Below are 19,174 nucleotides of genomic sequence, written 5' to 3'. Positions count from 1 at the left end.
ATTACAACCTTGACCGTGTCCTGCCGAAGTCTATGGTCTGGACTAATCGGTGGCCCTGAACCCCCTCGCCCCACCCAGCACTTCACGACGCACACCCCCATGAAGCACTGCCCGTGAAGGAGTACGCATGGACAAGAAGCGGAAGATCGCCGCGGCTATAGGCGCCGGGATGGCGCCCGTGCTCGCACTGACGTTGCCGACCGGCTCGGCCAGCGCGCACGGATACGTGAACGCGCCGGCGAGCCGACAGGCGCAGTGTGCCGCGCGGACCGTGGCGTGCGGCGACATCAAGTACGAACCGCAGAGCGTCGAGGGTCCCAAGGGCCTGCGCAGCTGTAGCGGCGGCAACGCGCGGTTCGCCGAGCTGGACAACGACGGCAAGGGCTGGAAGGTCAGCGACGTCAGCAGGACGCAGACCTTCACCTGGACGTTCACCGCGCGGCACCGCACCGCGAACTACGAGTACTTCGTCGACGGCACGAAGGTCGCGACCATCGACGGCCACAACCAGCAGCCCCCGGCGACCGTCTCGCACCAGGTCAACCTCGGCAGCTCCACCGGCAGGCACAAGGTCCTCGCCGTGTGGAACATCGGGGACACGTCCAACGCCTTCTACGCGTGCATCGACGTCAACATCCGCTGAGGACCCCGTAGGTCAGGCCGTGCTGAGCGGGTGCGCCGCCGTGGCCGAGCGCGGTGGCCAGGCGCGGGGCGCCAGGATGCCGAGGACGTAGGCGCGGGCGACCAGGGCCGGGCGGGTCGCCGCGCCCAAGAGGTGCCGCAGACGGCTCAGGTGGTAGTCGACCGTCTGCCGTGAAAGGTGCAGCGACGTGGCGATGTCGCCGTTGCTGCTGCCCTCCGCGAGCAGCGAAAGGATGCGGACCTGCGCGGCGGTCAGCGCCGGGTGCGCCTCGTGGGCGAGGCTCTGATGCGTGACCACGGCCCACACGTGCCGCGCCCGCGTCGCCGAGTGGCCGGTCGACGTGAGGTGGAGCTGTGCGCGCCGCTGCAGACCGTGCGCGTCCACGAGCACCGCGGAGGTCTCCACCCGTCTTGTGCGGCGGGATATCAGGCCGTCCCAGCGGCGGCGCAGCCGGTCGAGGTCGGGCTCGGGCGCGAGGAGCGTGTGCGCGCGGCGGCCCACCAGGTCGTGCGGGCTGACCTGGAACAGCTCTGCCGCCGCCGCGCTCGCCTCGAGCACCCGCCCGTTCGCCGAGAGCAGCGCGCAGGGCAGGCCGCTGTGGTCGCGCAGGGCCTGCAGGCTCTCCTCCGCCTCCTGCCACTGGACCGTGGCGCGCAGATGGTCCGTGACGTCCACGTAGATCCCGGCGACGCAGGTCCGCACGTTCTCCCGTACGGGGAAACGATGGCCCACCGCCCGACCCGCGCTGCCGTCCCGGCGCCGGTAGCCGAGGGTGTGGCGCACCGGCGTGCCCCGGCTGAGGATCTCCTGGTCGAGTGCGCGGAACCGCGCGGCCTCCGCGGGCTCGTCGAGGTCTTCGATGTACTTGCCGATCACCTGCTCCGGGACCGTGCCGTAGAGGTGCGCGTAGGCGTGGTTGGCCCACAGATAGCGGCCGTCGCTGTCCCGTATGAACGCGGCGGCGGGGGCGAGGTCCACGAGGTCTGCGAAGGCCGCGTATCTGCCGGGGGTCCCGGTCCTGCTCAGTGCCTCGAGGGTGGAATCGTCCACAGCGGTCTCCGTCCGTATACGACTGGCTGACGCTCAGTCACACGGCGTTGGATATCCCGCCCCCAGCTAGCACATGCCCCTTTCTCGGCCGAACTGTCTCAGACGAGACTCAGGCATTTGCCTGAGTCCCCGGTGCCCGCTGGGGCGTCGCGGACATCCCGGGTTTGGTCCCCTTGAGTGAGCGGGTGAACACGCCCCGCCATGCGGGCCGGGGCATTCCGCCCACGTCGACCGTTCCGGTCGACTCGTAGCAACGCGACGAATGGAGACGAACTTCCGTGAGCAAGGTGCTGTTAGTGCATGCCAAGGGTGGTCCGCCGCTCGGTCACGTCCTGTCCCGGACGGCCGCGAGGGCGGAAGTGCACCTGCTGGCGCTCAGCGCTCTGCCTCCCGCCGTGGCGGGGCCCGCCCGGAGACTGTGCGCGTCGGTCGTCACGCCCGACGACATGCACCGCTCCGACCTGGTGTCCCTGATCGTCGAGCGGGCCGAGGCCATCGGCGCGGACGCGGTGCTCACCTTCTCCGAGTACGCGGTCGTGGCCGTCGCCGAGGCCTGTGAGACGCTCGGTCTCGCGGGGGCCGGCGGAGCCGCCGCGCTCGCCCGCGACAAGCGGCTCATGCGGCGCACCTGGCAGCAACACGGCCTTCCGCAGCCCGAGTTCCGGCCCGTCGGCACCGAGGCGGACCTGCACGCGGCGGCCGCCGAGCTGGCGGGGCCGCTGCTCCTCAAGGCGGCGTGGAGCGCCGGGTCCACCGCGCACCAGATCATCCGCGACCCGCGCGAGGTACCGGCCGCCTGGGCCCGCTCCCGCCAAGTGATGGCCGAGTCCGCCCAGTTGGGCTTCGCCGAGCTGCATGTCGCCGAAGCCGACGCGGACTTCGTCGTCGAGCAGATCGTCACCGGCACCGCGTCGGACTGGTTCGACGAGCCGGGCTGGGGCGACTACGTGAGCGTCGAGGGCGTCGTCGCGGACGGCACGTTCCACCCGGTCTGCATCAGCGGCCGCATGCCGACCGTCGAGCCGTTCACCGAACGCGCCAGCATCACCCCCGCCCTCCTCGCCCAGGACGCCCAGGACCGGATCGTGGGCCTGGCCCGGCGTGCCGTCGACGCGCTCGGCCTGCGCGACTGCGGGACGCACACGGAGATCAAGCTCGGCACCGACGGCCGCATGTGGCTGATCGAGACGGCCGCACGGTTCGGCGGCGCGATGACCGTCCCGCAGATCGAGGAGGTCTTCGGCCTCGACCTCGTCGGCATGCTCGTCGATCACCTCGTCGGACGCCCCGTCGACTGGCCCGAGCAGGCCCTCACTCCGGAGCGGGCGCGCGGCGCGGCGGGCTCCCTCGTCGTCCTCGCCGTCGACGGAGAGGGCGAGGCCTGGCGCGGCCGCAAGGTCTGGGACTTCCCTTCCGTGACCGCGGACGTGTCCCTGAGCCGCGGCAGCGAACTGTCGGTGGTCCCGGAGAGCTCCCTCGCCGACGGCAGCGTCGTGCCGGTGTACGACCCCGCCGCGGGCGCCAACACCATGGCCGCCCTGTGCCTGCTCTCCGCCACCACCCCGCGGACCGTGCTCCGCGACTTCGAGGCCCTGGTCGACGCCCTGCCCCAGGTGCTGCCCGCCGCCCGTCCCGAGGAGGTCCCGGCATGACCGCCCAACTGCTCACCGCCGCCGCCGAACCGGCCACGGACCGCACGGTCGTCGGCGAGAACCTCTCCCTGCCGCTCTTCCGCACCCTCTCCGGGGTCCTGGCAGGACACCCGTACCTCAAAGTCGTCGTCGACCGTGCCGAGAACACCTGGCACCTCCTCGACACCGCCGCGCACCCCTTCCACGTCGACTACATCGCCACCCGCGTCCTCGGCATGGACCTCACCGCGCTGGACGCGGACCTCGACGCGTTCAACGCCTCCGTCTACATGGACCCGGAACGCCGCTTCCTGCTCGGCGTGCTCTCCCTGCACACCGACGAGGACACCGAGGGCCGCGAACGCACCTTCCTCGTCCTGGAGACGACCGAAGCCGACACCATGCACGGCGAACTCCTCACCTTCTTCTACGAGTTCGTGCGCGCCCGCGTCGACGGCAGGCTGCCGCTGCTCCTGAAACCCGCCAACCACGGGCAGGAGGAGGCACTCGCGGCGATCAGCGAGCAGAGCGTGCCGCGCATCCTCAGCCACGAGCTCTTCGGCTCCCGCGCCCGCACCCCGCTCAACCCCGGCGAGGCCACCGGCCGGCTGCGGTTCTTCCGCACGCACGACGAGTACGCGGCGGCGGAGACCGGACTCGGCTGGGCCGACATCGTGGCCATGCCGTGCCTGCCGGACGACGTGCCCCGCGTGGCGGGATTCCTCAACACCGCGCCGATCACCCCGCTCTCCCACACCAACGTCCTCGCGTCCGGGTGGGGCATACCCAACGCGATCGTGCGCGACCTGGAACAACTCGTCGAGAAGGACGGCCTGGACGGCGCGTGGGTCCGCTACCGGGTCCGCGAAGACGAGATAACCCTCCAACGCCTCGACCAGGCACCCGACGTGCAGGCCCCCGCCTGGCACCAGCAGCGCATCCGCCTCGAACCGCCGCTCCTCGAGGACACCCCCGTACTCGCCCTGCACCGGCTGCGCAGCACCGACCGCGACCGCTACGGCACCAAGGCCGCCAACCTCGGCGAGCTGCATCACGTACTCGACAGCCGCACCGCCGACCTGACCGCGTTCTACGGCCGGCCGCGCCCCCCGCGCGAGAATCTCTACGGCCACCTCGCGGCCCGCCTCGGAGTGAGCGCCTTCCACGCGGACGCTCCCACCGACAGTGAACTGCGCGCCGCGGCGGCCGAGTTCGTGGCCGCCTCGGTCACCGCCCCGAACGGTGTCGCGCTGCCCTTCGCGCTCCAGCAGCACTTCCTCGCCTCGTCCACCGTCCTGCAACAGGGCATCGGCAAGCTCAAGATGGCACTCGAACTCGACGCCACCGATGTCCTGGACCCGCTCTGCCTGCAACTCCAGCACCTGATCCGGCAGACGCCCGTCCCCGAGTCGGTCACCCGGCAGATCAGCCAGGCCTTCCCCGCGGGCCCCGGCGGCCGTCTGGTGGTGCGCTCCTCCTCCAACGCCGAGGACCTGCCGGGCTTCTCCGCGGCCGGCGTCTACGACTCCGTCACGACCGTCCACGGCACCGGCGAACTCCTCGACGCCGTACGCCAGGTGTGGGCCTCGCTGCTCTCACCCCGCAGCGTGCGCCTGCGTCACGAGGTCGGCATCTCGCTGGACGACACGTACATGGGCGTCATCATCCAGGAGTACGTTCCCGCCTCGCTCGGCGGCGTCCTTGTGACCTGCAACCCGACCCGCCGCGAGGACTTCCGCAACGTCTACCTCAACTGTTCCCCCGGCTCCCCGGAGCAGGTCGTCGAGGGCTCGGTCCTGCCGCAGCAGTACCTGTACAACACCGTCGAGGGCGGCGGCCGCACCGTTGCCCTCGGCTCCTGGGGCGACGGGCTCTCCGCCGCCACCCGCGCCCGGCTCGCCGACCTGTCCCTGACCGGGCGGCTCCTGCAGTCCCACTTCAGCGCGGACGACGTGGACAGGCCGCTGGACATCGAGTGGCTGATGACCGACCGAGGCGACTTCCGGCTGGTCCAGATCCGCCCGTACGCGCTGTGAGGGCGCCGTCGCGAAAGTCGGCGGCCACCGGCCTGACGGATACCGCCCGCCGCATCATCCGGCTCAACTACGGCTTCCAGCTCCTGTTCAACCTGCTGTGGTGGATGCCGGTGTTCTACGCCTACCAGAAGGCGGCAGGGCTCTCCGACGGGCAGATCTTCGGCATCCAGAGCATCTACTACGTCGCCTTCTGCCTGTTCGAGATCCCCACCGGGCTCATCGCCGACCGGATCGGCACCCGCAACTGCCTGCGCGCCGGAGCCGTGGTCATGACGGCGGCGAACCTGGCACCGGTGGTCAGCGCCTCGTACACCGGCTTCCTCGTCCACTTCCTGGCCATCGCCGCCGGCCGGTCCCTCACCTCGGGAGCGGCCAGCGCCTACCTGTACGACGGGCTGCGCGCCGAGAAGTGCGACGACCACTACCTGAAGGCGGAGGGCACCGCCCGTGCGCTCGGCCTCGTGGCGAAGGTCGTGTGCTGGCCGCTGGTCGGGCCCTTGATGGCCGTGGCGCACCCCACGCCCTACGTGCTCAGCGCCGCCAGCGCGGCGGGCTCCGTCGTCTGCGCCGTCGCGCTGCCCCGTATCGCCGTCGCGGACGGCCGTACGGGAACGGGGGAGGGAGGGCGCAGGGGCGGTGCGTTCCTGCGGGACGCGGGCACCGCGCTGCGCTGTGTCGCCTCCTCCCGGTGGCTGGCCCTGGTGATGGTGCAGGGCGTGGCGATCTTCACGCTCTCGCGGATCTGCCAGGTCAACCTCTTCCAGCCGATCCTGCTCGACCACGGCATCGCGGAAGCCTCCCACGGCGGTGTGATGGCGGCGATGACCGTGGCGGAGGCGGTGGCCTCGGCCCGACCGCAGTGGCTGAGCCGCCGGCTGCCACCGGTCGCCTGGGTCTCGATCCTCAGCCTCGCGCTCGCGGGCAGCCTGGCGGCCATGACCCTCGGCGGGCCGTGGGCCGTCGTCGTGCTGCTCTGCGTGTTCGCCGCCGCGACCGGTTTCGCGTACCCCGTCCAGCGCAAGCTGGTGAACGACGCGGTGCCCGCGGACGCCCCGCGCGCCACGCTGCTCTCCGTCGAGAGCATCGTGGACCGCGCGGTGTGCGCACTGGCCGCGATCGCCGCGGGCGCCTACCTCGCCGCCGGGCGCCTGGACGCCCTGCTGTGGCACAGCGCCATCGCCACGGCGGTACTCCTCGGCGTCTTCCAGCTGCTGCTGCGCAGCGGGGTGGTCAGGCGGGAGCCCGGCGGCCCAGCAGCTCGACCAGACCCACCGGCAGGAACGCCGGTCGGTGCGGGCGGCCGACCTGGTACGGAACGAATCCGAGCGAGGAGGCCACGGTGACCTCCTCGGCGGTCTCCGCCTGATAGACGACCCGGCAGTGGCCGGAGCCGGCCTTCGCCCGTTGCCAGAGGGCGGGGGCCGGCTTGCGTTCCGCCTCGGTGCGCGGGGTGAGGATGCGGTCGCCGAAGTCCTGCCACGCGAAGGGCGCGGACCCGCGCCACGTGGAGTCGACCTCCTGCCGCAGCCGGGCGGCCCGCTCGGCGTCGGTCGAGCCCCACGAGGACGGCACGTTGGTGATCAGGCCGACCGGGATGCCGCGTGCGCGCAGGGCACGCAGATAGGCGGCGGCGCCGGGCTGATAGCCGGTGCTGCCGTCGTCGGCGGTGTGGACGAGCGTCTCGCCCAGGTCGAAGTAGACGACGGGGCAGGCCCGTTGGCGTGCGGTGATCGCCGTGGCCGCGCCGTCGCCCGCGTCTCGGGGTGCCGCCGCGCTCGCCGTGGGGCCGAGTGCGGTCGAGACCAAGGCAGCGCTCAGCGCGAGGATCGCCCACGCCGAGCCCTTGGAGACGGAACTGTTCATGCGTCGTCGCCCTTTCCTAGGCCGCACCGGTCCTTCCGTGCCCGCACCGGTCCACCACGCACTACCCCCGCGCACCACGTGTCACTCCCGTCCCGTGTGGTCGCGGTCGTGGATGCCGAGCGCCGTGGACGGACACAGCGCCAGGAGTCAGGACGCATCGGACCAGCCGGTGTCATCGGCATCGCGCTCGCGGTGGTCTTCTGCTTCTACCGGCTGCCGACGTACCGGCCCGGCCTGCGGGCCGCGTACGCACGGAACCTGACGGCGTACGCGATGGTCGTCGGCCTGTGCCTGTCCATCGCGCTCGCCCCCATGCTGCAGCGGTGGGCGTGGCTGTTCCCGATGCCGGGCACCCGCGACCGGTGCGGGGCGCTCGGAACGTACGAACGCATCCGGGCGGAGGCGGACCTCGCGGACCTGGCGGGCCGCGCCGCCGCCGCCCTCGCCGACGGTCCGGAGCCACGAGGCCGTCGCCGACCGCCTGTCCGCCACGACGACCCTGTGGCTGCCCCTATACGCGGCCGGAACGGTCGTGCTGGTGGCCCTCGCCGCCCGGCTCACCGACCGCTCGCGGGCTTGAGCCGGACCGGCAGCGACTGGTGGCCGTTGCTGAGCAGGGAACCGAGCGGCTGCAACGCGCCGACGGGCACCGCGAGTTCGAGCTGCGGGAAGCGCTCGAAGAGCAGGCTCAGGGCCGTGCTGACCTCGAGCCGGGCGAGCGGTGCCCCCAGGCAGAAGTGCACGCCGTGGCCGAAGGCGAGGTGCTCCTTGACCGCCCGCGTGACATCGAAGTCGTCGGCGCTCCCACCGTGCCAGTCGGGGTGACGGTTGGCGGCCGCGTAGGACGCGAGTATCGCCTCGCCCTTGGCGATGGTCTGCCCGTCGGACAGGGATATGTCGGTCACCGCGAACCGCAGGGGCAGGTGCCTGACCGCCGGTTCGAAGCGCAGGGTCTCCTCGACGGCGTCGCTCCAGTCGACCTCGCCCGACCGGAGCAGCGCGAGCTGGTCGGGGTGGGTGAGCAGCTGCGTGATCGCCTGGTCTATGACGTTGACCGTGGTCTCGTACCCGGCGCTGATCATCAGCAGCAGGGTGTCGCGCAGCTCGTCCTCCGACAGCCCGCCCTCCTCGTCCTCGTCGCGAGATGTGATCAGCAGGGAGGTCATGTCGTCGCCGGGCTCGGCGCGCTTGGCGGCGATGAGCAGGTGCAGGGCCTCGTACAGCGCCTTGGTGTTGGCCTCGGACTGCTCGGCGGTCAGGGTGGTGTCGAAGACGCCGTCGACGACCCGGCGGAAGGCGTCCTGCTGCTCCGCCGGTACGCCCATGAGCCGGCTGATGACCGCTATGGGCAGCGGGTACGCGAGCTGCTCGCGCAGGTCGACGGTCTCACCGGGCGGCAGCGCGTCGAGACGGTCGAGGATGCCGGTGACGACCGTGTCTATGTTCTCCTTCAGCGCGGTGATGCGGCGGTGGCTGAAGGCGGGCGCGACCATGCGCCGCAGTCGACGGTGATCGGCTCCGTAGGCGGTGAACATGTTCTCCACCGCCACCCACAGGGCGAGCGGCCACCGTTGGATCGTGTCGCTGTACTCGGGCCAGTGGGCGCGGGCGTCCTTGGAGACGCTCGGACTGGTCAGGAGCTCCTTGAGGAGCGTGGGGTCGGCGACGGACCAGGCGGTCACGCCCAGGATGTCGACACGGACCGCCTGGCCGTGTGCCCGCAGCGCGCGGTGCTCGTCGTGGGCGCGGGCTCCGGTGGGGTCGAGGACGATCGGCTGCGTGGGCACGGCCATGGTGGTGGTCCCTTCAGACGGATGAGGCGGTGGGGAACGTGACGGGCAGTGCGGCCAGCGCCCGGTGGAAGGGCCCGGGGCGCCGGACCAGGTTCTCCGGGGCGGTGGCGAGGTCCATCTCGGGCAGCGCGTCGAGCAGGTGGGTGATGGCCGTCTCGGCGATGAGGTAGGCGTGCGGCCGCGCCGGGCAGGCGTGCGGTCCGGTGCTCCAGGACAGGTGCGCGCGGTTGCTGGCGGTGCGCTGGTCCCCGAGGGCAGGATCGTTGTTGCAGGCGGCCATCGAGATGACGACCGGCTGGTGCGCGGGCAGCAGGAACCCGTCGACGTCGACGGGGTGCGGCGGGTAGCTGATGCAGTAGTTCGCCAGCGGCGGGTCGGTGTAGAGCACCGTGTCGAGCGCCTCGCGGACGGAGGAGCCGCCCGCGTGCAGGTCTCCGGAGAACTGGTCGTCCGTGAGGACCTTCAGGACGGTGTTGGCGATCAGGTTGGTCAGGGGCTCGATCCCGGCGCCGTACAACGTGACGAGCTGGTGGGCCATCTCGATGTCGTCGAGCGCGGCCTCGTGCGCGAGGAGCCGGGAGGTGATGTCGTCACCGGGCTGCCGGTGGCGCAGGGCCACCAGGTCGGCGACCGCCTGCGAGAGGATCTGGTTGCCGCTCGCGGCGTCCACGCCCTCGAAGATCTTCGCCATGCCGTCGGCGATGCGGCGGCCCATCTCGTCCGGGCAGCCGAGCAGGGCGCTCAGGACCCGGAAGGCGATGGGCCAGGCGTACTGGGTCAGCAGGTCGGCGCCCTCCGCGTCCCGGAACTCGGCGATCGTCGCGTCGGCGACCTGCTCGACCACGGTGCGCAGCTCGTGCTGGTCGACGGCGTTGATCGCGGCACTGTTCGCCGACCGGTAGCGGGTGTGCGCGGGACCCGCCGAGCGCAGCGCGTTGGGCCGGTGCTCCATCATCGGACGGACCGGGCAGGTCTCGGGGACGGACTGCTCCCACACCCGCGGATCGGCGGGGAACCGCAGGGGATCGTTGAGGATCCGCCGGGCCTGCGCGTAGCCGATGACGAGGGTCGCGGGGACGCCGGGGACGAGGTCCACCGGCACGAACGGCCCGAACTCGTCCCGCATCCGCGCGTACGCGGCGTGCGGGTCGGCCGCGAACTCGGCCTCGTGCAGGGCGATCCGGCGCTCGGGCGCCACATCGATCGTGGTCGGGGTGGTCACGGGCGGGGCTCCAAAACGGGTGCGTGCAACTCGGTCAGGTACTCGCAGAGGGTGATCAGGGCCATGACGCTGGACGTGCTGTCCCGTGCGTCACACGTCGTCAGCGGCGTGTACGGGTCCAGGTCGAGGGCCTGCCGGATCTCGTCCAGGTCGTAGCGCGGCGCCCCCTCGAACAGGTTGATCGCCACCGCGTACGGGGTGCCCTGCTCCTCGTGCAGGGCGAGGATCTCGAAGGAGGCCTCCAGATTGCGGGTGTCGACCAGGACAAGTGCGCCCAGCGCGCCCTCGGTCAGCCCCGCCCACATGGGACGGAAACGGCCCTGTCCTGGCGTGCCGAACAGGTAGAGGACCAGGGCGTCGCTGAGGTGCAGGCGCCCGAAGTCCATGCCGACCGTCGTGGTCGTCTTCCGCGGGGTACGTGCCAGGTCGTCCACCCCGGCACTGGCCTGGGTGATCCGCTCCTCCATGCGCAGCGGCGGGATCTGGGAGACGCTGCCCACGAACGTCGTCTTGCCGACGGCGAAGCTCCCGGAGATCACGATCTTCGCGGACCGGGTCACGCCGGGTGGCACATAGATGAGGCCGTCAGACGAGGGCGCGGAGACCACGCAGTACCTCCTGGAGCAGATCGGTTTGTGGTTGGTCTTCACCCGCGGCGACGGGGCGGGTCAACAGGCCCTCGTCGATGAGGGAGGAGACGAGGATGCGGACCGTGGAAGGAGGGAACTCCAGGGCGGCCGCGATGTCCGCGACCGCGAGGCCCCCGCCCATGGACCGGTCGAAGAGGCCCATCACCCGCCGGGCGTCAGCGCCCAGGCCCTCGGACGAGCCGCTCGCGGCGATCACCACGGTCTCCAGGCGCACCTCCGGATCGGCGCGGACCCGTCCGTCCGTACGGACATAGGGTCTGACCAGGTCCGGGTCCCGCCGCGGGCCGCTCACGTCGTCGGCAGGCCGAGCTCGGAAGGCTGCCGCGGCGCGACCTTCATCTCATGGCCCACCCGCTGGGCCAGCTCCAGCATGTGATGGGTGATCAGGCCGATGTCGGCGTCGGGGCCGCTGGTCTGCACCGACAGCATCGTGTTGCCGCCCGCCTGGGTGATCAGCCCCACGTGGTTGGTGAGCTCGATCAGCGCCTGCCGGGTGCCCCCGCCGCCGGTCTCCTCGTCGTAGGCGAGCGCGGCGGCACGGACGGCCGCGGTGATCGCGGCGAACTTCTCCGCCTCGTCCTGCCCGATCCCGGCCGTCCGGGAGTGCAGCAGACCGTCGGAGCTCATCAGCACCGCGTGCCGGACGCCTTCGATGGACCCCAGGGCGCGGTCCAGCAGCCAGCCAAGTTCGTTGCCGGTGGTCACGGTCATGCTCCTTCGTGCGAGGTGGTCGGGTCTTCGGTGCGCGCGCTGCGTGTCCCCTTCGCCCAGGCCGCGGCGACGGAGGGGCGCCCCGGCGCCGTCGCCCCGCCGTCGGACGACGTGGGACGCGGACTCGCGGCAGGAGTCCTGCGCGACCGGACGGCCAGGCCACTGGCGGTGGTGCGCTTCGCGGTCGCCTGCTCGGGGGCGGCCGGGGGCGCGGTCGCGGGGGCCGGTCGGGCGGCGGGCGCGGGGGCGGCCGCGGCCGGGGCGGACGTGGTCAGCAGGCTCTTGGGGATGAACATGTACACACGCGTGCCGCCGAAGGGGTTCGGTGCCTCCAGGTCGATGCGGAACCCGTAGTCACCGGCGAGGGCGGCGGCCGCCCGCAGACCGGTCTGCGGGTGCGCGCCGAGCTGGTTGATGTCGTCGCGCCGGACACCCGTCAGGATCTCCCTGGCCCACGTCAGCTGCTCCTCGTTCATGCGCAGACCGGCGTCGTCGACGATGACCGACACTCCGTGGTGCCCCTCCTGGAAGGCGACGTGCACCTTCGCCGACGAAGGGGAGTAGCGCACCGCGTTGTCCAGGAGCACCGCCAGCGCGTGCACGACGGGCCCGACCGCGCGGCTGGTCACCGTCACGCCGAGCTCCTGGTGCTCGACCCGCTCGTACTCCTCGATGCTGCCCATCGCGGCCCGCACCACGTCGGTCATGGGGGTGGCCGGCCAGCGGCGCGACAGCTTGCCGCCGGACAGCACCACGTAGTTCTGGGCGACGAGCAGCATCTGCTGCGTGGGGTGGTCGATGCCGACGAGCGTCTCGTACGCCTCGTCGCCCTCGTGCCGCCGTACGCCCTGGCTCACGCGTTGGCTGAGCTTCGAGGCCATGCCCACCATCGCGGACGAGACGGCACGCACGGCCGCGCGGCTGGACTCCTCGGCGCTCTGGCGGGCACGGGCGGCCTCGCTCCGCGCGCTCTCCTGCGCCTCGGCGATCTGGGAGCTCGTGCTGGTCTGCGCGTCGTACTGCACCTTGCGCACCGTGTGCGCCGCCGAGTCGGCCAGTTCGGTGAGCCGCTGCGCCAGCGCGGTGTTCACCAGCGCCTCGGGCAGTTCTATGTCGACACCGTGACCGGTGCCAAGACGTTCCGCCTCGGCGCCCAGCTTGGGGATGACGCCCCCGGCGAGCTGCGCCAGGACGTGCTCGGTGGCGTGCTGACGTCTGGCGATCTCCTCGGCCTGTGCACGGAGGCGGCCGTTCTCGGCGCGTTCGCCTCGGTACTGGTCCCAGAACCGCCAGGCCGCGCCGCCGGCGGCCAGGGCCAGCACCGAAGGCACCACGGAGGTGGCCTGTATGAGGTCTGTCATCACGTCCTCAAGGTGTGAATGGGGGTGGGGCGGCCTTGGGCCGCCGGGCCGGGACACCACCCGGCGCGCTCGACGGGCCGGGGCGCGCTCGACCGCCCGACGCCACGCGGACACGCCGACTGTCCCGCGCCGGAGAGTAGCCGGGTGGGGTGGGGGGCAGGGCTCGCGGCAACTACGGAAGGGGCCGCGCTGGTTGACGGGCGGCCCTCGGGGTCCGCCGGGCAGGGGGCGGCACCGGGGAGCCGAGCCGGTGGGCGCGACGAGACCGAGGCCGGATCGGGAGCCCGACCTGAATCACCGTACTCATCAATTACTTCCTGGCTTCCCTCGGTTGCTGCGTGCTTCCCATGGCATACGTTTTCAGCCAATTGACTGTTAAAAACAGCCAGTTGGCTTCCGCTTGGCAACGATATCTTGTCGTGTCCATCGTTCGGGGTCCAGATGACCAAGGACCCGCGGGAGCATTCGTGGTCGCGCACCGGCCATCTGTGATCCACAGCGTCTAGGCTTCCCGGCATGGAGCAGCGCGAGATCATGCAACGAGTCGTCGGCATCCTGACGGAAGCGCTCGAGATGCGCCGACAGGCTCGCGAGAACCCGGACGGCGAGATCGACAACAGCGGTGCGGTGGGCGCCATGCTCGAGGAAATGCTGCCGCCCATCGAAATCCCCGCCGACGCCACACCGATCGAGGTGGCGGCGGTCGTGGGCCAGGAGCTGGGCCCCGTGATCGAACAGATCACGTCCGCCTTCGCCCTCTCCTTCGCACAGCTCGCCGAAGTCCACGACGAGGGGCGCACGGACGTGACGTCCGCGGATGTACTGCGGTCGATCGCACTGCACTTCGAGAACGAGGAGCACGAAGAGGGCGAGTAGGCTGCGCGTAATGCGCTGCTGTGGGCAGCGCCTATTACGTGTGGAGGTCGAGTGGATACGGCGACGGTGCGGGCCTGGGTCGACGGCTGGGTCGTCTCGCGCGGGGCCGCACCCGCGGTGGAGGAGCCGTGGGGCTACACGGTCGACGTCGGCCTGCCCCACCACGTGACCCGGCACGTCCTGCCCGACGCGGACGAGGCCGTCATCCGCAGGGTCGTGGAGAAGACGACGGCTCCCGGCACCTGGCTCAAAGTTTTCGCTGCCCCGGAGGTCATCGCCCCCTGGCTCACACCGGAGTGGGCTTTCGACGACCCCTGCTTCCTGATGTCGACGACCCTGCGCACGTCCACGACGGAGCTGCCGACCGGCTACCGGCTGCGCACATGGAACCGGGGCGGCGTGATCCGCGCCCTCGTCCTGGCCGCGGACGGCTCCTTCGCCGCCCACGGCCAGGCCGCAGGGTCCTCCGGCGCCGAGGCCGTCGTCTTCGACCTCATAGAGACCGCGGCGGCGCACCGTCGCAAGGGCCTCGGACGCACCGTCATGAACGCCCTGGCGAACGCGGCGGTCGGGACGGGCGCCCGGAGCGGGGTGCTCGGCGCGACGGTCGAGGGCCGTGGCCTGTACGAGTCGCTCGGCTGGTCCGTGGAGGCACCGCTCACCGGTGTCTTCCTCAAGTCACCCGACGCGGGCTGAGGAGTACCGGCCATGGAGTTCTTCTGCTACCACCGCGACAGGCCCGGCTCGATGCCGTTGCGCGAGAAGCTGGGGGAGGAGCACTGGTCGTACATGGACCGGTATGCCGCGCAGCTGATCGCACGCGGCCCGACCTTCGCCGACGACGGCGAGACGCCGTCCGGCAGCGTGCACATCGTCGACCTGCCGGACCCCGCCGCCGCCCGTGCCTTCGCCCACGACGAGCCCAACCACCGGGCCGGCGTGTACCGCGACGTCCTGCTCCGCCGGTGGCGCAACATGCTGGGCCGCACCATGTGGGACTTCCCCGGCGGCCGTACCGGAGGCCACCGCTATCTCGTCCTCGGCCTGGGCCCGGGCCGCCCCGCCGGCCTCCCCGCGCCACCCGACGACCAGGACGAGCTGATCGCGTACGGGCCCCTGCTGTCCGACGACGGCACCGCCTGGCTCGGCACGGCGGTGCTGCTGCGGGCCCCGGACCCGGAGACGGCGCGCGCCGTGCTGTCCCCGGAGCCGTACGCCGACGTCGAGGTCCACGACTGGGAGTTCGGCGGGCGGCGATGAGGGGCCCTCGCCGCTGACGACGGCGGATCAGCGGCCGTCGAGCAGGGGACGCAGCGCCGTCACGAGACGCTCGTATTCGGCCGGTGTGTTGTAGATCTGCCCGCAGACACGGATGCCGCCGCCGTCCGGCCAGGGCCAGATCAACACACGGAAGCCCAGGCGGGCGGCGATCTCCTCGCGCAGGGACGCCGCCTCGTCCGGGGTGCGGGCCAGGCCGGGCGGCAGCCGCAGCGCCCGCATGGCCAGCCGTTCGTCGGTGGGGAGCGGCGTGAGTCCCGGCAGCCCGGAGAGCAGTTCGGCGCCGTACGCGGCGAGGGTGCTGTTGTGGGCGCGGACGCGGTCGGGGCCGAGCGAGGCGATGAGGTCGAGGCCCGCGGGCGCGGCGAGCAGGCCCGTGTAGTCGGCGGTGGCCCGGTACTCGACGGAGCGGGGAAAGCCGCGGCCGTCCTCCCAGGACGGCACGGGCGCGGGCACCCGGTCCCGGTGTGCGGGGGCCACCGCGAGCACCGCGCTGCCCGGCGGCGCGTACCCCCACTTGTGCAGGTTCCCGAACCAGAAGTCGGGCGCCCCGGCGAGCGGATCGGCGAGCATGCCCGGGGCGTGGGCGCCGTCCACCACCGTGGTCACCCCGCGCTCGGCCAGGTCAGCGAGGAGCGCGGGCATGGCGATGAACCGGGCGGTGGGCGAGCTGATGTGGTCGAGGAGGGCGACGCGGGTACGCGGGGTGAGGCCGGCGAGCACCGCCTTGCGCACGGCGTCCGCGTCGGGGAGCGCCGGGTCCAGGGGGACGGTGACGACGCTGGCCCGGCGGGCCGCGGCCGCGACGACCGTGCCGTAGCCGTGGTCGGTGACCAGTACCTCGTCGTCGGGCGCCAGCCGCAGGGCGTCGAGGGCGAGCCCCGCGGCCTCGGTGGCGTTGGTGACGAGGGCGACCCCCTCGGGGTCGGCGCCGAGGCGGGCCGCGATGCGGCCGCGGGCGTCGGCGAGCCGGTCGGGGACGCCGAGGAAGAAGCGGTCCGGGTCGGCCGCCGCCTCCTCCGCGATGCTCCGGTGGACCCGGGCGACGGGGACGGGCACGGCGCCGAAGGACCCGTGGTTGAGGTGGGCCACTTCGGCGCCGAGCCGGAACAGTTCGGTGCCGCCGGGGAAGGCGGCGGGCGCGGTCACCGCGCCTCGGGGGTGTGGGCGCGGCAGGCGGAGACGTCCGTGCGGAAACGTGTATGGGGCATGCCATCGATGGTCTCAGCCTGCCCGGGCCTCCGGATACGTCACGTGGGTGCAGCCGCACCGCTCCGTGATGTCGTCGTCGTACGCGCGGTCACACCGGGCTCGTGCGGCGCACGCATTCCTTCACCACCTCCCGCAGACTGCCCGTCCGCTCCAGCAGATCCCGCTGCACGCGCGCGCCGTTCCCGTGCTTCAGGAGGTCCTCCGCGGTTCCGCGGGCCAGGTCGAGGTCGCCCGTGTCCTCCAGGGCGTCGTGGACGTGGTCGAGCAGGTCGTGGACCACCTCGCCGCTCGGGGCGGGGCGCATCGTGACCGGGTGGAGCAGCGTGTCGTCCAGGCCGGAGCGGGCGGCCCGCCACGTGGCGAGGCGCAGGGGGGCAACGCCGTGGGGGAGCGGCGGCCGGCCCGCGCGCCAGTCGCGGGCCGCCGTCTCGACCAGGGCCCGCGCCAGCGTCGCGATCAGGACGGTCGACGTGGCCTCGAGGCAGACGTCCGACACGCGGATCTCGACCGTGGGGTAGCGGTGGGAGAGCCGGGCGTCGAAGTAGACCATGCCCCGGTCGCGCAGGACGCCCGTGGCGGTCATCTCCGCGACCTGTTCCTCGTACCGGGCGGCGGAGCCGAAGATCTCGGTGGGACCCGCCATCGGCCAGCGGCCCCACACCCTGCTGCGGTAGCTGCTGTACTGGCTGTCGTTGCCCTGCCAGAAGGGCGAGTTCGCGCTCAGCGCGACCAGGACCGGGAGCCAGGACCTGATGCGGTCGATGACGGCCACGCCCTCCTCGTCCGAGTCGACCGACACATGGACGTGACAGCCGCACGTCAGCTGCTCCTGTGTCGTCAGGCCGAACTGCTCCTCCATCCACTGGAAGCGGTGGCCCGTGTTCACCGCCGGGCTCACGGGCAGCGGCGAGGTGGCGAGCGCGGCCACCGCCGCGCCCACGTCACCTGCGTGCCGTGCCGCGTCCGCGCGCCAGCGGGCCACTTCCTCCGCGAGGTCGGTCATGTCGGAGCGTGGCTGCGTGGCGAATTCGAGCTGCTGCCCGTGGAGTTCCCTCTCGAAGGTCTCCTCCTCGGGCTCGCGGTAGTCGTCGGCCTGCTTCTCGGCGCCGGAGTTCTCCCCCGTGTCCCTGGCCGCCCTGGCCAGGACGGCCGAGGACAGGGCGCGGGGCTCACCGCTCTCTCGGTCGACCAGGAGGAGTTCCTCCTCCACTCCTACGGTGCGCAAAGGAGACCGCCTCTCTTCCATGTCGCATCGCGGCCTCTTGCCGCGTTTCTTCCGTAGCCCCGTGGACACTCCGTCCGGGGCAGTGAGACCCCTGTACCCCCGGACCGGATCCGCAGCCGTACGGTGGAGCTGCGGGTCGCCGGAGGTTTCATCGAGGGCCGTTCGGCAAACCGATCATTTATGGTGCAAATCGGCTACACAATGATGACCGAGCAGGCCGGTCCGCGCGCGCTCGTCGACGACCTCGTCGCGGCGGAGCGGGCAGGCTTCGACTTCTCCGTCACCTCCGACCACTATTTCCCCTGGCTGGAGTCGCAGGGGCACTCCCCGTACGCGTGGAGCGTGCTCGGCGCGGCCGCGCAGGCGACCTCGCGCATCCCCCTCATGACGTACGTGACCTGCCCGACGGTCCGCTACCACCCCGCCGTCGTGGCGCAGAAGGCCGCGACGATGCAGCTGCTCTCCGAGGGCCGCTTCCGGCTGGGGCTCGGCTCGGGCGAGAACCTCAACGAGCACGTCGTCGGCGCGGGGTGGCCCTCCGCCCGCGTCCGCATCGAGATGCTCGAAGAAGCCGTCGAGATCATCCGTGCGCTCTTCACCGGCGACAACGTGAACCACGAAGGCACCCACTTCGACGTGGCCAACGCCAAGCTGTGGGACGTGCCCGACGAGCTGCCGCCCATCGGCATCGCCGTCTCCGGCGAGCGGTCCTGCGCGCTCGCCGGACGCTACGCCGACCTCGTCATCGCGACCGAGCCCAAGGCCGGGCTCATCGAGTCGTTCGACAAGCACGGGGGTCGTGGCAAGCCCCGGGTGGGGCAGCTGCCCGTGTGCTACGACACCGACAAGGACTCGGCGATCGCCCGCGCCCACGACCAGTTCCGCTGGTCGGTCGGCGGCTGGCCCGTCAACTCCGAGCTGCCGGGGCCGTCGGGGTTCGCGGGCGCCACGCAGTTCGTCACCCAGGAGGACATGGCGAAGCAGATTCCGTGCGGCGACGATGTCGATGACTTCGTCGAGGCCGTACGCCCCTTCGCCGAGGCGGGCTTCACGGAGATCGCCCTCGTCCAGGTGGGCGGCGACCAGCAGCGCCCCTTCATCGAGTGGGCCGAGAAGAAGCTCCTGCCCGCGCTGCGGGAGCTGTGACGGGCCGGGCCGTCGGCGAACACCCCGAGTCCCTGCACCCCCCGTCCGCGGACCTGGTGCAGGTGGTTCTCGGCGAGTGCTCCCCGGCCGACGCCGACACCGTGTTCAACGTGCTGCGTGAACACTTCTCCTCCGACCGCGGGTCCGACGCGCCGGGCCGGACCGGGGAGACGTCCCCCGAGGTCTGGACCGGCGGTTTCCTCGCGGACCACAGTCCGGGTTCCGTACCGGGCGTGCTGCTCGCGGGCTCGGTCACCGCGGACCTGCAGGGCGGTCCTGTCGCGGTGTCCCGGCTCCGCGCGGCGCTCGCGTCGGCCTTCGTCGTGACGGACGTGGCCACGGTCTCCGGGGACCAGGAGGTCGAGGTGCAACTGCGCCTGACCGGCCCCGACCGGGGGGCGCCGCCCGGGAACGACTGAGCGGTTGCCCCGATCGGGTGTACGTCCGCGTGTCGGATCCGGACCTTCCGCACGGTGT

Annotated in this window: 19 protein-coding genes; 9 read left to right on the top strand and 10 right to left on the bottom strand. The window is 72.0% G+C overall.

Annotation, left to right across the window (positions count from 1 at the left end):
* Positions 1 to 127 precede the first annotated feature (127 nt).
* Positions 128 to 643 carry a lytic polysaccharide monooxygenase auxiliary activity family 9 protein gene (locus tag AC07DO_RS38490; protein ID WP_479066926.1) on the top strand — a complete coding sequence of 172 codons (516 nt, stop codon included), beginning with the start codon at positions 128 to 130 and terminating at the stop codon, positions 641 to 643.
* Positions 644 to 655: 12 nt separating this feature from the next.
* Here AC07DO_RS38490 and AC07DO_RS38485 read toward each other — a convergent pair whose 3' ends face one another.
* Positions 656 to 1,693, bottom strand: coding sequence for a PAS domain S-box protein (locus AC07DO_RS38485; RefSeq protein ID WP_479066924.1), 1,038 nt, complete (start codon positions 1,691 to 1,693; stop codon positions 656 to 658).
* A gap of 278 nt (positions 1,694 to 1,971) precedes the next feature.
* Here AC07DO_RS38485 and AC07DO_RS38480 point away from each other — a divergent pair, with 278 nt between their 5' ends.
* The 3 genes from AC07DO_RS38480 to AC07DO_RS38470 are packed head-to-tail and all read left to right on the top strand — an operon-like array spanning position 1,972 to position 6,703.
* The gene (locus AC07DO_RS38480) at positions 1,972 to 3,345 is read left to right on the top strand and encodes an ATP-grasp domain-containing protein (RefSeq protein ID WP_479066922.1); all 1,374 of its coding nucleotides are present in this window, start codon (positions 1,972 to 1,974) and stop codon (positions 3,343 to 3,345) included.
* Positions 3,342 to 5,360 (top strand): PEP/pyruvate-binding domain-containing protein, encoded by a 2,019-nt coding sequence (locus tag AC07DO_RS38475; RefSeq protein WP_479066920.1) that lies wholly within the window; start codon positions 3,342 to 3,344, stop codon positions 5,358 to 5,360. Before AC07DO_RS38480 ends, AC07DO_RS38475 begins: the two co-directional genes overlap by 4 nt.
* Positions 5,357 to 6,703, top strand: a complete 1,347-nt coding sequence (locus AC07DO_RS38470; RefSeq protein WP_479066918.1) for an MFS transporter — start codon at positions 5,357 to 5,359, stop codon at positions 6,701 to 6,703. Before AC07DO_RS38475 ends, AC07DO_RS38470 begins: the two co-directional genes overlap by 4 nt.
* Here AC07DO_RS38470 and AC07DO_RS38465 read toward each other — a convergent pair.
* The 7 genes from AC07DO_RS38465 to AC07DO_RS38435 form a co-directional block, all read right to left on the bottom strand.
* Positions 6,591 to 7,223, bottom strand: coding sequence for a hypothetical protein (locus AC07DO_RS38465; protein WP_479066916.1), 633 nt, complete (start codon positions 7,221 to 7,223; stop codon positions 6,591 to 6,593). The two genes, AC07DO_RS38470 and AC07DO_RS38465, sit on opposite strands and share 113 nt — an antisense overlap.
* Before the next feature lie 557 nt (positions 7,224 to 7,780).
* Positions 7,781 to 9,016, bottom strand: coding sequence for a cytochrome P450 family protein (locus tag AC07DO_RS38460; RefSeq protein ID WP_479066914.1), 1,236 nt, complete (start codon positions 9,014 to 9,016; stop codon positions 7,781 to 7,783).
* A gap of 13 nt (positions 9,017 to 9,029) precedes the next feature.
* On the bottom strand, positions 9,030 to 10,238 hold the full coding sequence (locus tag AC07DO_RS38455; RefSeq protein WP_479066912.1) for a cytochrome P450: 1,209 nt from the start codon (positions 10,236 to 10,238) through the stop codon (positions 9,030 to 9,032).
* The gene (locus tag AC07DO_RS38450) at positions 10,235 to 10,846 is read right to left on the bottom strand and encodes a GTP-binding protein (protein WP_479066910.1); all 612 of its coding nucleotides are present in this window, start codon (positions 10,844 to 10,846) and stop codon (positions 10,235 to 10,237) included. Before AC07DO_RS38450 ends, AC07DO_RS38455 begins: the two co-directional genes overlap by 4 nt.
* On the bottom strand, positions 10,824 to 11,180 hold the full coding sequence (locus tag AC07DO_RS38445) for a DUF742 domain-containing protein (protein ID WP_479066908.1): 357 nt from the start codon (positions 11,178 to 11,180) through the stop codon (positions 10,824 to 10,826). Before AC07DO_RS38445 ends, AC07DO_RS38450 begins: the two co-directional genes overlap by 23 nt.
* Positions 11,177 to 11,599, bottom strand: coding sequence for a roadblock/LC7 domain-containing protein (locus AC07DO_RS38440; protein WP_479066907.1), 423 nt, complete (start codon positions 11,597 to 11,599; stop codon positions 11,177 to 11,179). Before AC07DO_RS38440 ends, AC07DO_RS38445 begins: the two co-directional genes overlap by 4 nt.
* Positions 11,596 to 12,960 carry an ATP-binding protein gene (locus AC07DO_RS38435; RefSeq protein WP_479066905.1) on the bottom strand — a complete coding sequence of 455 codons (1,365 nt, stop codon included), beginning with the start codon at positions 12,958 to 12,960 and terminating at the stop codon, positions 11,596 to 11,598. Before AC07DO_RS38435 ends, AC07DO_RS38440 begins: the two co-directional genes overlap by 4 nt.
* 516 nt (positions 12,961 to 13,476) lie before the next feature.
* On the opposite strand from AC07DO_RS38435, the gene AC07DO_RS38430 reads away from it, so the two are divergent.
* Genes AC07DO_RS38430 through AC07DO_RS38420 form a run of 3 tightly spaced genes read left to right on the top strand, consistent with a single transcriptional unit; the run spans position 13,477 to position 15,096 of the window.
* Positions 13,477 to 13,836, top strand: coding sequence for a hypothetical protein (locus AC07DO_RS38430; protein WP_150174904.1), 360 nt, complete (start codon positions 13,477 to 13,479; stop codon positions 13,834 to 13,836).
* Between the two features lie 51 nt (positions 13,837 to 13,887).
* The gene (locus AC07DO_RS38425) at positions 13,888 to 14,532 is read left to right on the top strand and encodes a GNAT family N-acetyltransferase (RefSeq protein ID WP_479066902.1); all 645 of its coding nucleotides are present in this window, start codon (positions 13,888 to 13,890) and stop codon (positions 14,530 to 14,532) included.
* Between the two features lie 12 nt (positions 14,533 to 14,544).
* Complete coding sequence (locus AC07DO_RS38420; RefSeq protein ID WP_479066900.1) at positions 14,545 to 15,096, top strand: YciI family protein; 552 nt, start codon at positions 14,545 to 14,547, stop codon at positions 15,094 to 15,096.
* A 27-nt stretch (positions 15,097 to 15,123) separates the two neighbouring features.
* On the opposite strand, the gene AC07DO_RS38415 is transcribed toward AC07DO_RS38420, so the two are convergent.
* Both AC07DO_RS38415 and AC07DO_RS38410 read right to left on the bottom strand, forming a co-directional pair.
* A complete protein-coding gene (locus AC07DO_RS38415) occupies positions 15,124 to 16,263 on the bottom strand; it encodes an aminotransferase class V-fold PLP-dependent enzyme (RefSeq protein WP_479066899.1) in 1,140 nt (379 codons plus the stop codon).
* Between the two features lie 151 nt (positions 16,264 to 16,414).
* Complete coding sequence (locus AC07DO_RS38410; protein WP_479066897.1) at positions 16,415 to 17,551, bottom strand: glutamate--cysteine ligase; 1,137 nt, start codon at positions 17,549 to 17,551, stop codon at positions 16,415 to 16,417.
* A 180-nt stretch (positions 17,552 to 17,731) separates the two neighbouring features.
* On the opposite strand from AC07DO_RS38410, the gene AC07DO_RS38405 reads away from it, so the two are divergent.
* Positions 17,732 to 18,697 carry an LLM class F420-dependent oxidoreductase gene (locus AC07DO_RS38405; protein ID WP_479066895.1) on the top strand — a complete coding sequence of 322 codons (966 nt, stop codon included), beginning with the start codon at positions 17,732 to 17,734 and terminating at the stop codon, positions 18,695 to 18,697.
* The gene (locus tag AC07DO_RS38400) at positions 18,694 to 19,116 is read left to right on the top strand and encodes a hypothetical protein (RefSeq protein WP_479066893.1); all 423 of its coding nucleotides are present in this window, start codon (positions 18,694 to 18,696) and stop codon (positions 19,114 to 19,116) included. Before AC07DO_RS38405 ends, AC07DO_RS38400 begins: the two co-directional genes overlap by 4 nt.
* The last annotated feature ends 58 nt before the right edge of the window (positions 19,117 to 19,174 follow it).

It is taken from the genome of Streptomyces sp. NPDC045678, assembly GCF_056432085.1.
The sequence above is the reverse complement of the archived record's forward strand: the minus strand, read 5'-3'. Positions and strand labels throughout refer to the sequence as shown.

Coding starts and splice junctions, on each gene's coding strand:
- AC07DO_RS38490 (WP_479066926.1), top strand. CDS start 128: ATGGACAAGAAGCGGAAGATCGCCGCGGCTATAGGCGCCGGGATGGCG.
- AC07DO_RS38475 (WP_479066920.1), top strand. CDS start 3,342: ATGACCGCCCAACTGCTCACCGCCGCCGCCGAACCGGCCACGGACCGC.
- AC07DO_RS38465 (WP_479066916.1), bottom strand. CDS start 7,223: ATGAACAGTTCCGTCTCCAAGGGCTCGGCGTGGGCGATCCTCGCGCTG.
- AC07DO_RS38460 (WP_479066914.1), bottom strand. CDS start 9,016: ATGGCCGTGCCCACGCAGCCGATCGTCCTCGACCCCACCGGAGCCCGC.
- AC07DO_RS38440 (WP_479066907.1), bottom strand. CDS start 11,599: ATGACCGTGACCACCGGCAACGAACTTGGCTGGCTGCTGGACCGCGCC.
- AC07DO_RS38435 (WP_479066905.1), bottom strand. CDS start 12,960: ATGACAGACCTCATACAGGCCACCTCCGTGGTGCCTTCGGTGCTGGCC.
- AC07DO_RS38430 (WP_150174904.1), top strand. CDS start 13,477: ATGGAGCAGCGCGAGATCATGCAACGAGTCGTCGGCATCCTGACGGAA.
- AC07DO_RS38420 (WP_479066900.1), top strand. CDS start 14,545: ATGGAGTTCTTCTGCTACCACCGCGACAGGCCCGGCTCGATGCCGTTG.
- AC07DO_RS38405 (WP_479066895.1), top strand. CDS start 17,732: ATGGTGCAAATCGGCTACACAATGATGACCGAGCAGGCCGGTCCGCGC.